Here is a 15,004-nt window from a genome sequence, read left to right as displayed (position 1 = left end):
CTATGTTCCGTTTTGTCTGTACCCGCCCGGACCTTGTCCATCGGGTCTGGGCACGCTTGTCTTCAAATGGCGCGGCAAGTCGTCGGGCATATGCACGAAGGGCAGCTGCTCGCGCACATAGGCATGGTGCGTCGGCCGGAAATAGGCCGGCATGTCCATGGCGCCCAGCATGAAATAGATGTGGTCTTCCAGCCGCTCGTCGACATAGGCGATAGGCGAGCCGCAAATGCCGCAGAACGAGCGCGTCACCGGCCCGTTCTCGTACATCTTCAGCGCCTTGCCGGTGAAAGCCACCTGCTCGGTCAGGAAGCCGACAAAGGCCGACACCGGCGCGCCGCTGGCGCGCCGGCAATCGCCGCAATGGCAATAGCTGATATGGTGCGGTTCGACCGAGGCCTCGAACCGTACCGCGCCGCAGCGGCAGCCACCCGTGTGCGGCGCCGTCATGCGGAAAGACCTCCGAACAGCGTCGGCATGTCGAGCGGCCTGAAACCGTAATGCGACAGCCAGCGCACATCGGCGTCGAAGAAGGCGCGCAGGTCCGGCATGCCGTATTTCAGCATGGCGATGCGGTCGATGCCCATGCCCCAGGCAAAGCCCTGATATTCGTCGGGATCGAGCCCGCCGGCGCGCAGCACATTGGGGTGGACCATGCCGCAGCCGAGGATCTCCATCCAGTCGGAGCCTTCGCCGAATCGCACTTCGCCGGGCCGCGAGCGGTCGCACTGGATGTCGACCTCGAGGCTGGGCTCGGTGAACGGGAAAAAGGACGGCCGGAAGCGCATCTTGACCTGCGGCACCTCGAAGAAAGCCTTGCAGAATTCTTCCAGCACCCACTTCATGTTGGCGACATTGGCCGATTTGTCGATCACCAGCCCCTCGACCTGATGGAACATCGGCGAGTGGGTAGCGTCGGAATCCTGCCGGTAGGTCTTGCCGGGAATGACGATGCGGATCGGCGGCTTCTGCTTCTCCATGGTGCGGATCTGTACCGGCGAGGTGTGCGTGCGCAACAGCTTGCGCTCGCCCTTTTCGTCCGGCTGGAAAAAGAAGGTATCGTGCATCTCGCGCGCCGGATGCCCTTCGGGGAAATTCAGCGCGGTGAAATTGTAATAGTCGCTCTCGACATCGGGACCTTCTGCGATGGCAAAGCCGAGATCGCCGAAGATCGCCGCGATCTCGTCGATGACCTGGCTGATCGGATGGATGCGGCCGCGCTCGGCCGGCGATTGCCGCACCGGCAGCGTCACGTCGACCGTCTCGGCGGCAAGGCGCGCCGTGACCGCCACATCCTTCAGCTCGACCTTGCGTGTCGTCAGCGCTTCGGTGACGCGGTTCTTCAGGCCGTTGATCGCGGGGCCCTTGACCTGGCGCTCCTCGGCGCTCATCGCGCCCAGTGTCTTCAGCAATTCCGAGATCGACCCCTTTTTGCCGAGAGCCGCGACGCGCACGGCTTCGATAGCAGCCTCATCGGCGGCCGACGCGACGTCGGCAAGCAGGGAGTTTTCGAGAGTATCCAAGCCGGTAGCTATGTCGTTCACGGTCAAACTCGCTGTGTTGGGAGTCAACTTTGAGGTGAAAGTCACTTTCAAGTTGAAAGTTCAGCCATAAGAAAAACCCGCGCCAGCCGTGCCAGCGCGGGTTCCCCAATCAGAATTGCGAATGCTGGGAAGCGCTGGGCTCGGAGCCCGATCCCGAAAAGTTGCAGACTTTTCGGAAAGATCGCGCTCCTCGCTAAATTTCCCTGAGCATGATGTTGTCCAAAAAGTCAGCAACTTTTTGGCATCATGCTCTAGGCGACAGCGCTTTCAAAAGCATTCGGGGTGGTGTTCTTCAGATATTCGAGCGCGACCTTGGCCTTGGCCACGAGTGCGGCGAACGCCTGCGGTTCATGGATGGCCATGTCGGACAGGATCTTGCGATCGATCTCGATACCGGACTTGTTGAGGCCGTCGATGAAGCGGCCATAGGTCAGGCCATGCTCGTGCGTCGCGGCGTTGATGCGCTGGATCCACAGCGCGCGGAACGAGCGCTTGCGGTTCTTGCGGTCGCGATACGCATACTGCATCGACTTTTCGACCGCCTGCTTGGCGATGCGAATGGTGTTCTTGCGGCGGCCGTAGAAGCCTTTCGCGGCTTTCAGGACCTTCTTGTGCTTGGCGTGCGAGGTGACGCCTCTTTTTACGCGTGCCATGTCATGATCTCCTTAAACGCTGTTCCTGAAACCGAATGCTCAGAGGCCGTTCGGCAGAAAATTCTTGATGACCTTCTTGCCATCCGGTTCAGCCAGAACCATCGTGCCGCGGGCATTTCGAATGAACTTGTTGGAACGCTTGATCATGCCGTGACGCTTGCCGGCCGCAGCCGACAGGACTTTACCCGTACCTGTGATCTTGAACCGCTTCTTGGCGGCCGATTTGGTCTTCATCTTGGGCATTTTGCTACTCCGTATTGGTGGCGCACAATCGCGCTTCTTGTTCGCTTCGGGCGGACCAAAGCCCGAAAAGCAAATGAAACCGCCACGGCATGCCCTGCCGGGCGGTTTTCTTGGAACGGCGGTCCTATACGTCAAAGCGGGCTGGCGCGCAACACCCGAGCGGCTGCGACGCTCTCTCCGCGATCAGGGCAGCCTAAACAGCACCGGCAGAATGCCCGATTGCTGGGCGCCATCGATGGTCTCGAACACCGGCAACGCCACCAGAAACACCAGCCCGTCGAGCAAGGTGGTCAGCAAGAGGCGCGGCTTGAAGCTGCCGGTGTCGCCTTCCTGGTAGAGCGACAGCTGGGGGAAGAAACGCGGCACCCGCGCCAGATAGGCTGTATAGGGCGCGCCGAGAACCTCCTTGAGATACCGTTCCTCGCGCAGGATGACGATGTGGAAGGCGCCGGCGCACAAAAGCGCAAACAGGACGATGCCGGAGAACGAGCCGATCTGCGCCCCGACGCCGGCGGCGGCAACGGTCGAGAACACGTAGAGCGGATTGCGGGTGATCGAATAGGGGCCGCCGGTGACCACTTCGGAGGATTTGCGCCCGCCGATATAGAGTGTCGACCACAAGCGGCCGACGACGCCAAGGAAGATCAGCAGCACGCCGACCATCTCGATCGTTTCATGCACCGGGGTATCGGGCGGGAAGGTCGACTGGCCGAACAGCAGTGCCGCAAACAGCACCACCACCAGCACCGCAAGCACCATGCGGCGCATGTGCTGGTAGCCGCCCAGCTCCTTGATGGGCGCAGGGTTGATTTCATTGGCCATGTCGGGAATCCGATCGTCGAGAAGCTTTGCCGGCGATCGCGGCGTCTGGACAGGAGAATCGGCGTCCCGCCGATCGCCGGGACGCCATGAGACAGGATTCAGGCGGATTTAGAGCGCAACGCCCGAACTGATCTAGCGCGGGGCCAGCACCATCATCATCTGGCGGCCTTCCAGCTTCGGCTCGGCTTCGACCTTGGCGATGGTAGCCGTCTCCTCGCGCACCTTGTTCAGGAGCTGCATGCCGAGTTCCATATGCGCCATCTCGCGGCCGCGGAAGCGCAGCGTCAGCTTGACCTTGTCACCTTCCTCGAAGAAGCGCCGCACGGCCTTCATCTTGGTTTCGTAGTCATGGCTGTCGATGTTCGGGCGCATCTTGATCTCCTTGATCTCGATGACCTTCTGGTTCTTGCGCGCCTCGGCCGCCTTCTTCTGGTTGGCGTATTTCAATTTGCCGAGATCGAGAATTTTGACGACAGGCGGCACCGCATTGGGCGAGATCTCGACCAGATCGAGCCCTGCCTCTTCGGCGAGCAGCAATGCGTCGTTGATGGAAATATCGCCGCGGTTCTGGCCATCGGCGTCGATCAGTTGGACCCGGGGAACCCGGATATCACGGTTGGAGCGCGGGCCATCTTTGGTGGGCGCCGCTGCTTTGAAAGGTCTGCGAATGGTCGTGGTCTCCTTGGCCGTTTCGTTCAGGGTTTCAATCTAGAAATGTTCAGGACGCGCCAATGTGGTGAGCGCGCGGGCGGAGTCAATAGCACAGCGCTGACAGAAAATCACCCTGATCGCAGGCCTGCACCAAACAAAGGATGTCGCGAGCACTTTCCGCCTCGCCTGTGCCTGTGTCAAAAGACCGGCGAGTAAAATCAGGCTCCCGCAATCAGGCCCCCAGAACCAGGATTGATCCACAGCCATGACCGCGACCACCCCAACCCTGCTGGATGTCGACGGCATTGATATCGCGGTTCGCCATTCCTCGGGCGCAACGCCCGGCATCGTCTGGCTCGGCGGCTATAAATCCGACATGCTGGGCACGAAGGCGCAGACGCTATCGGATTGGGCGGCAAGGGAAGGCCGCGCGTATCTGCGCCACGATTATTCCGGCCATGGCGAATCCGGCGGCGCCTTTGCCGACGGCACCATTTCGAAATGGCTTGGCGAGAGCCTCGCCGTCTTCCGGCGTTTCACCGAGGGCAAGCAAATCCTGGTCGGCTCGTCGATGGGCGCCTGGATCGCGCTGCGCATGGCGCAGGAACTGCGCAAGGCGGGCGACAGCAATGTGGTTGGCCTGGTGCTGCTCGCGCCGGCGCCGGATTTCACCGCCGAGCTGGTCGAGCCGGCTCTGACGGAGGAACAGAGGCGCGACCTCCGGGAGAAAGGCTTTTTCGAAGAACCTTCGGACTATTCCGCCGAGCCTTACATCTACACAAGCGCGCTGATCGAGGACGGCAGGGCGAACCGGGTCATGACCGGGCCGATCGATACCCATTGCCCCGTCCACATCCTGCAGGGCCTGGCCGATGCCGATGTGCCGGCAAGCCATGCGCTGAAGCTGGTCTCGCTGCTGCCGGCCGACGACGTCACCTTGTCGCTCATTCCCGACGGCGACCACCGGCTGTCGCGGCCGCAGGATCTCGACATGCTGCTGAGGGCGGTGGGCGACATGGTTCAGCGGGCGGGGTAGGCAAGAATGCGCATTTCCATCCCGATATCCGCCTTTGTCGCGGCAATCGTCGGCTTCGGCGGCACGCTGGCCGTCGTCATTGCCGCCGCCAAGGCGGTTGGCGCCACGCAAGCCGAAACCGCGAGCTGGGTGACGGCAGTGTGCGTGGCGATGGCGATCGAATGCTTGTGGCTGTCCTGGCGCACGAAAATACCCATCATCACCGCCTGGTCGACACCGGGCCTGGCGCTGATGGCGGCATCGAGCGGGTTTACCATGGCTGATGCGGTCGGCGCCTTCATCGTCACCAGCTTGATGTTGATCGCCACCGGCCTGTTCAAGCCGCTGACCCAGCTGATATCAAGGATACCGGCGTCAGTCGCGTCCGGCATGCTGGCGGGCATCGTCGTCACCTTCGCGCTCAATGCCGTCAAGACCATTCCGGTCGATCCCTGGCTGATCCTGCCGCTGATCGCGGCCTTCTTCGTCATTCGCCTGTTCAACCCGGCGCTGTCGGTGCTGGCGGTGCTGATCGGCGGCGGCATCGCCGCATTCCTGACAGGCCGTGTCGGCGGACTGCCGGCGCCGGAACTGTCGACGCTGACGCTGATTGCCCCGCATTTCAGCGCCGCAGCTGTCATCGGCCTGGCGCTGCCGCTCTACCTCGTCACCATGGCGTCGCAGAACCTGTCGGGTCTCGCCGTCTTGCGCGCCGCCGGCTATCACCCCGAACCCGGCTCGCTGATCGGCGTCACCGGCCTGTTCTCGCTGCTGTCGGCGCCGTTTGGCGGCTCGACCACCAATCTGGCCGCGATCTCTGCGGCGATCTGCACCGGGCCGGACGTCCATCCCAACCCGGCCGAGCGCTGGAAGACCGGACCCTTCTATGCACTTGCCTATCTGATTTTCGCGGTTTTCGGCGCCTCGCTGGTGGCTATCTTCGCCGTCCTGCCGCAGAGCCTGATCGTTCTGGTAGCCGGCCTGGCGCTGATGGGATCGCTCGCCAACGCGCTGTCGATCGCGCTCAAGGACGAGGACCAGCGCATGGCCGCCACGGTCACCTTCGTGGTCACCGCGTCAGGGCTGACCTTGTTCGGCGTTGGCGCCGCCTTCTGGGGTCTGGTCGCTGGCCTGGTCGTGCTTTCCCTCGAAGCGCTCAAAAAGCGATAATCATTTCAGGCCCTTGTCCGGTTTTGGCGGACGTTATCTTGAATCGCCGTTTTTCTCATCCCATTTCGAATCCACGCAGCCACTCTTGGCTGTCTCCAACCGAAGGAATGGGAGAAAATGAACACATCCGCATTGATCCGCCCGGCCTGGACGCCGGCGACCATCGCGCTGATGGTGATCGGCTTCATGGTGTTCTGGCCGCTTGGCTTCGCCATGCTCGCCTACATCATCTGGGGCGACCGGCTTGACGGCTTCAAGCGCGACGTCAACCGCGCCACGGACGGCATCTTCGCCGGCTGCCGCCGCGGTTCCGACAAGGCCGCGCGCTGGGGCCACGGTTCGGCCCGCACCGGCAATGTCGCTTTCGACGACTGGCGCGAGAAGGAACTCGAACGCCTTGCCGAAGAGCGTCGCAAGCTCGACGAGATGCTGAGCGAGTTCGATGAGTACGCCCGCGAATTGCGCCGCGCCAAGGACCAGGACGAGTTCGACCGCTTCATGGCCAACCGCAACAAGTCGACGGCGCCTGCGAAGACAGGCTCGGCCGAAACGGCCAAGCCCGCGACCCCCAAGCGCAAGGGCCCGAACCTGCTTGACGACTGAGGCTGCGCGCATGACCCCGAAAATCGGAACCGATTTTCGGAAAGGTTCATGCGCCAAATTAGAGTGCTATAGCGTCCTGTGCGCGTCAGAGACGCGCGGCGCTGTAGGACAGGCCTTGGCATGATGGACGGCGTCGCGCGAGCGGCGCCGTTTCTTTTTTGTTCTGGTCGTTTTCCTCGAATCGCGTATCGTTCAGCCATGTCCTTCGGCTTTTTCCGCAACCTGACCAAACCAAAACCCTCGCCTGTCGAAGAGCGAGAGCACGTCGTTGCCGGCCGCACACTGCCGCTCAGGATCGTCGAGAGCGCCCGCGCACGGCGGCTGACGCTGCGCATCGATTCGGGCGGCCAGGGGCTGCGCATCACCGTGCCGCCGGGCCTGCGCCGCGGCGAGGTGGAGAAATTCCTTCACCGCCACCAGGACTGGCTGGAGCAGCGTCTGGCCAAGGTACCGACACGGCCGCAAGTGCGCCCCGGCATCAAGATCCCGATACGCGGCGTCGCGCATCGCATCGTCCACGAACCGTCGAAACGCGGCACCGTCACCGTGTCGCGCGACGAGCGCGGTCCGCTGCTGATCGTCCATGGCGAGCGCATACATTTGCCGCGCCGCATCGCCGATTTCCTCAAGCGCGAGGCCAAGAAGGACATCGAGAAGCTGGTGGTCAAGCATACCGAAGCCATCGGCAAGCGCGCCAAGGCGATCCGCTTCAAGGACACGTCGAGCCGCTGGGGCTCCTGCACTTCCGACGGCAATTTGTCCTTCTCATGGCGCATCATGATGGCGCCGACGCCGGTGATAAACTACCTGGTCGCGCATGAAGTGGCGCATCTCAAGGAGATGAACCACGGCCCGAAATTCTGGAAACTGTGCGAGCAGCTCTGCCCCGACACCGACCGCTGCAAGGACTGGCTGAAGAGGAATGGTGGGGCGTTGCAGGCGATTGTGTTCGATTAGCCTGCGCCAGCGCCGCGCTCAATCATCATTGGCCGCATTAAGCTCTTCAGGCCGCAGCCCTTCGTCGCCATGGCGCGGCCATGGCAGGAAATTCTGCTCGAACGCATCGCTGCCGAAATAATCCAGGACCCGGTGCGCTTCTGCCCCGTCGAAGGCGGCCTTTTGCATCAGATGCGCGATGACGTCGCGCGCTTGCGCGATCTTCTGCCTGAGTTCGGCTATGCTCTGGTCGGCCATTCGTCTGCTCCGCCTTGCTTCTCCCATCAATAGGTAGCGCCTTTGGCGTTGCCGGCAAACAGCATGCTTTTTCTCGACTCTTGGCCGGTTTCGTGCCAATCCCCGCGCCATGGCGCTCGATATCAAGATCTGCGGATTGAAGACCGATGATGCAACGGCCGCGGCATTGGCCGGCGGCGCCAGCCATGTCGGCTTCATCTTCTTTGCCAGGAGCCCGCGCTATGTCGAGCCTGCGGCAGCCGGCCGCCTGCGCCAGGCGGCAATCGGCAAGGCCCTGGCGGTTGCCGTGACGGTCGATGCCGATGACGCCTTCCTGGACGAGATCGTCGAAAAGATGCGACCCGACATGCTGCAACTGCACGGCACGGAGACGCCCGAGCGGGTGGCCGAGGTGAAAGCCCGCTACGGCTCGCCTGTCATGAAGGTGTTCTCCGTCAGTGAGGCTGCCGATCTCGAGCGGCTACAGCCGTTCATCGGCGTTGCTGATCGCTTCATGTTCGATGCCAAGCCGCCAAAGGGCTCGCAACTTCCGGGTGGCAATGGCGTCGCCTTTGACTGGCGCATCCTGGCCGGCCTTGACGCCGGGCTCGATTACATGCTTTCCGGTGGGCTCAACGCCGCCAATATCGGCGATGCCCTGAGATCCGCCAATCCGCCCGCGATAGACATTTCGTCGGGGGTGGAAAGCGGCCCGGGCGTCAAGGATCCGGCGCTGATCGAGCAGTTTTTCCAGGCCGTCAGGGCCGCGCGCGACGACCGCGCTGCCTGAGGCACTTCTTTCGAACCCGAGCATGTTCCGGAGAAGTGGGAACCGGTTTTCCGATAAGACATGCTCAGAACCAAGACCAGGAGATCGGCGATGAACAAGCCGGCGACACCCAATTCCTTCCGCACGGGACCCGACGAACAGGGCATGTTCGGCATCTTCGGGGGCCGCTTCGTGGCCGAGACGCTGATGCCGCTGATCCTCGACCTCGAGCGGCACTGGAACGAGGTCAAGAACGATCCGGACTTCAAGGCCGAGTTGACCAACCTCTCGACCCACTATGCCGGGCGGCCGTCAAAGCTGTATTTCGCCGAAGGCCTGACCAAACATCTTCGTGAGGTTTCCTCGGCGAAGGGCCTCGGGGGCGGCGCCAAGGTCTATTTCAAGCGCGAGGACCTGAACCACACCGGTTCGCACAAGATCAACAATTGCCTCGGTCAGATTCTGCTCGCCAAGCGCATGGGCAAGAAGCGCATCATCGCCGAGACGGGCGCCGGCCAGCACGGCGTGGCGGCGGCCACAGTCGCGGCGCGCTTCGGCTTTCCCTGCGTGGTCTATATGGGCGCCACCGACGTCGCCCGCCAAAGCCCCAACGTCTTCCGCATGAAGCTGCTCGGCGCCGAAGTGCGGCCGGTCACCGCCGGCCACGGCACGCTGAAGGACGCCATGAACGAGGCGTTGCGCGACTGGGTCACCAATGTCGAGGACACTTATTACCTGATCGGCACTGCCGCCGGCCCGCATCCCTATCCGGAGCTGGTGCGCGACTTCCAGTCGGTGATCGGCATCGAGGCGCGCGCCCAGATCCTCGAACAGGAAGGCCGGCTGCCCGACACCATCATCGCGGCTGTCGGCGGCGGCTCCAACGCCATCGGCCTGTTCCATCCTTTCCTCGACGACAGGCAAGTCCGCATCATCGGCATCGAAGCCGGCGGCCGCGGCCTCGACGGCATCGAGCATTGCGCCTCGATGAATGCCGGCGCGCCAGGCGTCCTGCACGGCAACCGCACCTATCTCCTGCAGAACGCCGATGGCCAGATCCTCGACGGCCATTCGATCTCGGCCGGCCTCGACTATCCGGGCGTCGGCCCCGAACATTCCTGGCTGCGCGATTCCGGCCGCGTCGAATATGTGCCGATCCTCGACGACGAGGCGCTGGAGGCCTTCAAGCTGACGACGCGCGTCGAAGGCATCATCCCGGCGCTGGAATCCGCCCACGCCATCGCGCATGCGGTGAAGATCGTGCCTGATATGGACAAGGACCAGATCGTCATCGTCAACCTGTCGGGACGCGGCGACAAGGATGTGCACACAGTGGCCTCGATGCTGGGCATGGAGATCTGATCATGGTGACCCGCATCGACCGCCGCATGGCAAAACTGAAAGCCGAGGGCCGCCCGGCGCTCGTCACCTATTTCATGAGCGGCGACCCCGACTATGACACCGCTTTGTCGATCATGAAGGCGCTGCCCAAGGCCGGCGCCGACATCATTGAAATGGGCATGCCGTTTTCCGATCCGATGGCCGATGGACCGGCGATCCAGGCCGCTGGCCTGCGGGCGCTGAAAGGTGGCCAGACCCTGGTCAAGACGCTGAAGACGGCGGCTGATTTCCGCGCCACCGACAATGAAACGCCGATCGTGCTGATGGGCTACTACAACCCGATCTACATCTACGGTGTCGATCGCTTCCTCAAGGACGCCATCGCCAGCGGCATTGACGGGCTGATCGTCGTCGACCTGCCACCGGAGATGGACGAAGAACTCTGCATTCCGGCGCTGAAGGCCGGCATCAACTTCATCCGCTTGGCAACGCCGACCACCGACGACAAGCGCCTGCCCAAGGTGCTGCAGAATACGTCGGGCTTCGTCTATTACGTGTCGATGACCGGCATCACCGGCTCGGCTTTGGCCGACACCGGCAAGGTTGCCGCCGCGGTCAAGCGCATCAAGGGCCACACCGATCTGCCGGTCTGCGTCGGCTTCGGCGTCAAGACCGCCGAGCAGGCGCGCATTATCGGCGCCAATGCCGATGGCGTCGTCGTCGGCACCGCGATCGTCAACGCGGTAGCCAATGTGTTGGGACCGAAGGGCGAGAAGACCGCCGACCCGGCCGAGGCCGTCGCCACCCTGGTCAGCGGACTGTCTCAGGGCGTGCGTTCGGCCCGCCTTGCTGCTGCCGAATAGTTTCCCTACTTAGGCCTTGTGCAAGTCGTTATCCCAAAACCGGTTCCCACTTTTGGGCGACATGCACGAGCCAACTCTTCGTCAGGACAGGAGCCGAAGCGATGAACTGGATCACCAATTACGTTCGCCCGAGGATCAATTCGATGCTCGGCCGGCGCACCGACATGCCCGAGAATCTCTGGATCAAGGATCCCGAGACCGGCGAGATGGTGTTTCACAAGGACCTGGAATCCAACCAGTTCGTCATCCCGTCATCGGGCCATCACATGAAGATTTCGGCCAAGGAACGGCTGAAATTCTTCCTCGACGACGGCAAATACGAGCAGCTTGAGAACCCCAAGGTCGTGCAGGACCCGCTCAAGTTCCGCGACGAGAAGCGCTACACGGACCGGCTGAAGGACGCCAAGGCCAAGACCGGCCTGGAAGACGCCATCATCAACGCGCTGGGCACGGTCGAAGGCCTGCCGGTTGTGGTGACGGTGCAGGATTTCGCCTTCATGGGCGGCTCGCTCGGCATGGCCGCGGGTGACGCTATCGTGCACGGTTTCGAGATCGCCTTGCAGCGCAAGCGGCCGCTGATCCTGTTTGCCGCCTCCGGTGGCGCGCGTATGCAGGAAGGCATCCTGTCGCTAATGCAGTTGCCGCGCACCACGATCGGCGTCGACCGGCTGAAGGAAGCCGGCCTGCCTTACATCGTCGTCTTGACCAATCCGACCACCGGCGGCGTTACCGCCTCCTACGCCATGCTGGGAGACGTCCACATTGCCGAGCCCGGCGCGCTGATCGGCTTTGCCGGCCCGCGCGTCATCGAGCAGACCATCCGGGAGAAACTGCCGGACGGTTTCCAGCGCTCCGAATATCTGATGGAGCACGGCATGGTCGATATGGTGGTGTCGCGGCTGGAACTGCGCGAGACGATTTCACGGCTGTTGAAAATCCTGCTCAAACTGCCGCAGGAGCAAAAGCCGCTGGAGCCGGAAATCCTGCCGCCGTCGGTCATCCCGACGGAAGCCCGCCCGCAAGCCTGACGCGACATTTCTGGCCGCAAACCGCGATTGCGTGCACCTGCGCGCATGCGTAGGATTCGCTCATGACAACGCTTGCCGCAGATCGTGAAATCGAAGCCCTGATGGCGCTGCATCCGAAAGGCTTCGACCTTTCGCTCGACCGCATCACAAGGCTGCTCGAACGCCTCGGCAATCCGCAGGAGCGGCTGCCGCCGGTCATCCATATCGCCGGCACCAACGGTAAGGGCTCGTGCGCGGCCTTTTCGCGCGCGCTGCTCGAAGCCGGCGGCCACCTTGTCCATGTCCACACTTCGCCGCATCTGGTGAACTGGGCCGAGCGCTACCGGCTGGCGGCCGAGGGCGGCGGCCGGCTGGTCGACGACGAGACCTTCGCCGAGGCCATCGCCCGCGTCGCCCGGGCCAATGCCGGCCAGAAGATCACCGTCTTCGAAATCCTAACCGCCGTCACCTTCATCCTGTTTTCCGAGCATCCGGCTGCCGCCGCCATCATCGAGGTCGGCCTTGGCGGCCGCTTCGACGCCACCAATGTCGTTGCCCGGCCGGCGGTGTCGGTGATCATGCCGGTGTCGATGGATCACGAAGCCTATCTCGGCGACCGGGTCGAACTGATCGCCGCCGAAAAGGCCGGCATCATGAAGCGCGGCTGCCCGGTGGTCATCGGCGCGCAGGAGAGCGAGACGGCGCTGCAAGTGCTGATCGAAACCGCCGAGCGGCTGGATTGCCCGACCTTCGTCTACGGCCAGGATTTTCTCGCCTTCGAGGAAAACGGCCGCATGGTCTATCAGGATGAGGACGGGCTGATGGACCTGCCGCCACCGCGCCTGCCCGGGCGCCACCAGTTCGCCAATGCGGCGGCAGCGATTGCCGCCGTCAAGGCCACCGGTTTCGAAATCAGTCATCGCGCCACTGAGAAGGCGATGGCGAGCGTCGCATGGCCGGGCCGCATGCAGAAACTGGTACAGGGCCGGCTGATGGAGCTGGCGCCCAAGGGCGCCGACATCTGGCTCGACGGCGGCCACAATCCGGGCGCCGGCATGGTCATTGCCGAGGCGCTGGCCGAGCAGGAGGAAAAGAACCCGCGGCCGCTGTTTCTGATCTCCGGCATGATCAACACCAAGGACCAGAGCGGCTACTTCCACGCCTTCAAGGGCCTGGCTCGGCACGTCTACACCGTGCCGGTGAGCATGAGCGATGCCGGCGTGCCGAATGACGAGCTGGCGGTGCGGGCGACCGAAGCCGGCCTCACGGCCGAACCGGTCAGTTCCGTCGCCAGTGCGCTGATGCTGCTGCGCGACACCTGGGACGGGCCGGCGCCACGCATCCTGATCGGGGGGTCGTTATATCTCGCCGGCGCGGTGCTGGCCGAAAACGGCACGCCGCCAACCTGAAGCCATTTCACTGCGAGGAGCCCATCATGATCAAGGTCAAGCAACTCGCCCATGTCTGCATCTTCGCGCATGATCTGGAGGCGACGCGAAGCTTCTACCGCGACGTGCTTGGCCTCGACACGCAGTTCAATTTCCTGCGCGACGACAAGGTCTTCGGCTTCTACCTCAATTGCGGCGGCCGCAGCCATGTCGAGGTGTTCCAGAAGGACGGCACTGCATACAGCGAGCAGAACCAGATCAACCATTTCTGCCTGGAAGTCGAAGATCTCGACGCGGCGATCGCCCATATCAAATCGAAGGGCATCGACGTCACCGCCAAGAAGCACGCCTGCGACGACACTTTTCAGGCCTGGATCCGCGACCCCAACGGCGTGAAGATCGAGCTGTTCGAATACACCGCAAAAAGCGCGCAATTTACCGGAGGCGACCGCATCGCCGACTGGTAGTATTTTGGCCCGGGGAATCTATCGGGCGGTTGCCCCTCGGGCAGAAGCCCCGATATGCTTGGCCAAGCATGGAGGCAAGCTCGAATGGTTGTGAAGTGTCTTGTTACCGTCGACAACGACCCGCCGGAGGAGCTGATATTTGAATATGCTCCGCGGGTCGGCGATCATGTGATGTTACCGGGAGCCATCGAGCCACCGCACCCAATTGTTCGAGTGGCCCACAGACCGACGCGCCCCAATGATGCATCCGGCCAGCCCAGTGTCGCGTATTTCGTAAGCCGAGAGACGTTTCTCTATCGTGTGTATACGGGCGCTATAGAGGGATATGGGCAGGTCCTGAAGCCCGCGACCGGACGGAAGCCCGGCAAGCCTAGGCAGGCCAAAAAAACCGTGGCTCAAACTAAATAGACATCGGCGGCCGCGGCACCAGTCTGAGGCCTATTTCAGCTCGATCTCGATGAAGGCGTATTCGCCGTCATTGGCGCTGATGACGTCGTGCTCGACGCCTTCCTTGCGGAAGTAGGGCGCGCCCTTCTTCATTTCAGCAAAACTCTCGCCGTCCTTGGTCACCAGCTTCACCTTGCCGTCCATCAGCGGCACCACGACGTAGTCATGGCGATGCCGGTGCCAGCCGGTGTTGTCGCCGGGCTGGAAGCGGTATTCGGTGACGATGACGCGCTCATTGTCGATGAAGACGGTGGCCTTGGCGGATCCGGTCATTCTGTTTCTCCCTGTCCTGCCTCAAGCAGATGACATGGAGTGCGCCGATGCGAGGGCCAGAGGCGGCCGGGCGATGACGCCAAAGAAAAAGCCCGGCGCGAGGGCCGGGCTTCGATCTCGGGAACTAATGCAGGTCGCCCAAAAGTGGTCCCGGTTTTGGGAGGACGACATGCATCAAAACAAAGCCAGATCAGGCGAGGCTGCCATTGATCCAGTGCGACAGCGCGGTCTTCGGCGCGGCGCCGACCTTCATGTCGGCGACTTCGCCGCCCTTGAAGATCATCAGCGTCGGGATCGAGCGCACGCCGAATTGGGCGGCAAGCTCGGGGTTCTCGTCGATGTTCAGCTTGGCGATCTTGATCTTGTCGCCGAGTTCGTTGGCGATCTCTTCCAGCGACGGACCGATCATCTTGCAGGGGCCGCACCATTCGGCCCAGAAATCCACGACGACGGGCTGCGAGGCGTTGAGCACATCGGCCTGGAAATTGCTCTTGTCGACCTTGACGGTGGCCATACGAAAATCCTTTCGAAATTTATCTCGCACCAAATGTGGTGGTTCAGCAGCCCTTCTTCAAGCA

Annotated in this window: 19 protein-coding genes; 10 read left to right on the top strand and 9 right to left on the bottom strand. The window is 62.6% G+C overall.

The window, feature by feature from the left end; all coding sequences use genetic code 11:
- The 6 genes from NKL04_RS24340 to infC form a co-directional block, all read right to left on the bottom strand.
- Positions 1-447, bottom strand: coding sequence for a GFA family protein (locus NKL04_RS24340; protein WP_023696009.1), 447 nt, complete (start codon positions 445-447; stop codon positions 1-3).
- Positions 444-1,541, bottom strand: coding sequence for a phenylalanine--tRNA ligase subunit alpha (gene pheS, locus NKL04_RS24335; RefSeq protein WP_023702068.1), 1,098 nt, complete (start codon positions 1,539-1,541; stop codon positions 444-446). The genes NKL04_RS24340 and pheS overlap by 4 nt, the downstream gene beginning before the upstream one ends.
- Before the next feature lie 251 nt (positions 1,542-1,792).
- Entirely contained in the window at positions 1,793-2,194 is a 402-nt protein-coding gene (gene rplT / locus NKL04_RS24330; protein WP_023672281.1) for a 50S ribosomal protein L20, read from the bottom strand.
- 39 nt (positions 2,195-2,233) lie between these two features.
- Complete coding sequence (gene rpmI / locus NKL04_RS24325; RefSeq protein ID WP_006201248.1) at positions 2,234-2,437, bottom strand: 50S ribosomal protein L35; 204 nt, start codon at positions 2,435-2,437, stop codon at positions 2,234-2,236.
- Positions 2,438-2,620: 183 nt separating this feature from the next.
- Complete coding sequence (locus NKL04_RS24320; protein ID WP_023681388.1) at positions 2,621-3,259, bottom strand: methyltransferase family protein; 639 nt, start codon at positions 3,257-3,259, stop codon at positions 2,621-2,623.
- Between the two features lie 132 nt (positions 3,260-3,391).
- Positions 3,392-3,928, bottom strand: a complete 537-nt coding sequence (gene infC, locus NKL04_RS24315) for a translation initiation factor IF-3 (protein ID WP_023744911.1) — start codon at positions 3,926-3,928, stop codon at positions 3,392-3,394.
- A 247-nt stretch (positions 3,929-4,175) separates the two neighbouring features.
- Between infC and NKL04_RS24310 the strand changes: the two genes are divergently transcribed.
- The 4 genes from NKL04_RS24310 to NKL04_RS24295 all read left to right on the top strand — a co-directional run bounded on the left by NKL04_RS24310 (position 4,176) and on the right by NKL04_RS24295 (position 7,655).
- Positions 4,176-4,946, top strand: a complete 771-nt coding sequence (locus tag NKL04_RS24310; protein ID WP_023693062.1) for an alpha/beta hydrolase — start codon at positions 4,176-4,178, stop codon at positions 4,944-4,946.
- Positions 4,947-4,952: 6 nt separating this feature from the next.
- Positions 4,953-6,095, top strand: a complete 1,143-nt coding sequence (locus tag NKL04_RS24305) for a benzoate/H(+) symporter BenE family transporter (protein WP_023702069.1) — start codon at positions 4,953-4,955, stop codon at positions 6,093-6,095.
- 117 nt (positions 6,096-6,212) lie between these two features.
- A complete protein-coding gene (locus NKL04_RS24300) occupies positions 6,213-6,698 on the top strand; it encodes a DUF2852 domain-containing protein (RefSeq protein WP_023672286.1) in 486 nt (161 codons plus the stop codon).
- 198 nt (positions 6,699-6,896) lie between these two features.
- Complete coding sequence (locus NKL04_RS24295) at positions 6,897-7,655, top strand: M48 family metallopeptidase (protein WP_023702070.1); 759 nt, start codon at positions 6,897-6,899, stop codon at positions 7,653-7,655.
- An 18-nt stretch (positions 7,656-7,673) separates the two neighbouring features.
- Here NKL04_RS24295 and NKL04_RS24290 read toward each other — a convergent pair whose 3' ends face one another.
- Positions 7,674-7,892, bottom strand: a complete 219-nt coding sequence (locus NKL04_RS24290; protein WP_023672288.1) for a hypothetical protein — start codon at positions 7,890-7,892, stop codon at positions 7,674-7,676.
- 109 nt (positions 7,893-8,001) lie between these two features.
- Here NKL04_RS24290 and NKL04_RS24285 point away from each other — a divergent pair, with 109 nt between their 5' ends.
- The 6 genes from NKL04_RS24285 to NKL04_RS24260 all read left to right on the top strand — a co-directional run bounded on the left by NKL04_RS24285 (position 8,002) and on the right by NKL04_RS24260 (position 13,706).
- The gene (locus NKL04_RS24285) at positions 8,002-8,661 is read left to right on the top strand and encodes a phosphoribosylanthranilate isomerase (RefSeq protein ID WP_352724497.1); all 660 of its coding nucleotides are present in this window, start codon (positions 8,002-8,004) and stop codon (positions 8,659-8,661) included.
- A gap of 90 nt (positions 8,662-8,751) precedes the next feature.
- Positions 8,752-10,002: a tryptophan synthase subunit beta gene (gene trpB, locus NKL04_RS24280; RefSeq protein ID WP_023702071.1), complete on the top strand. Its 1,251-nt coding sequence runs from the start codon at positions 8,752-8,754 to the stop codon at positions 10,000-10,002.
- A gap of 2 nt (positions 10,003-10,004) precedes the next feature.
- Positions 10,005-10,844 carry a tryptophan synthase subunit alpha gene (trpA, locus tag NKL04_RS24275; RefSeq protein WP_023702072.1) on the top strand — a complete coding sequence of 280 codons (840 nt, stop codon included), beginning with the start codon at positions 10,005-10,007 and terminating at the stop codon, positions 10,842-10,844.
- A gap of 101 nt (positions 10,845-10,945) precedes the next feature.
- Positions 10,946-11,872, top strand: coding sequence for an acetyl-CoA carboxylase, carboxyltransferase subunit beta (gene accD / locus NKL04_RS24270; protein ID WP_023702073.1), 927 nt, complete (start codon positions 10,946-10,948; stop codon positions 11,870-11,872).
- Between the two features lie 62 nt (positions 11,873-11,934).
- A complete protein-coding gene (locus NKL04_RS24265; RefSeq protein ID WP_023672293.1) occupies positions 11,935-13,260 on the top strand; it encodes a bifunctional folylpolyglutamate synthase/dihydrofolate synthase in 1,326 nt (441 codons plus the stop codon).
- Between the two features lie 26 nt (positions 13,261-13,286).
- Entirely contained in the window at positions 13,287-13,706 is a 420-nt protein-coding gene (locus NKL04_RS24260) for a VOC family protein (protein ID WP_023681395.1), read from the top strand.
- A 438-nt stretch (positions 13,707-14,144) separates the two neighbouring features.
- Here NKL04_RS24260 and NKL04_RS24255 read toward each other — a convergent pair whose 3' ends face one another.
- Positions 14,145-14,426 (bottom strand): cupin domain-containing protein, encoded by a 282-nt coding sequence (locus NKL04_RS24255; protein WP_023672296.1) that lies wholly within the window; start codon positions 14,424-14,426, stop codon positions 14,145-14,147.
- 190 nt (positions 14,427-14,616) lie between these two features.
- Positions 14,617-14,940, bottom strand: a complete 324-nt coding sequence (trxA, locus tag NKL04_RS24250; protein WP_023672297.1) for a thioredoxin — start codon at positions 14,938-14,940, stop codon at positions 14,617-14,619.
- Positions 14,941-15,004: the final 64 nt, after the last annotated feature.

The sequence above is a fragment of the Mesorhizobium sp. C264A genome, from assembly GCF_040324515.1.
Lineage (GTDB): Bacteria > Pseudomonadota > Alphaproteobacteria > Rhizobiales > Rhizobiaceae > Mesorhizobium.
The sequence above is the reverse complement of the archived record's forward strand: the minus strand, read 5'-3'. Positions and strand labels throughout refer to the sequence as shown.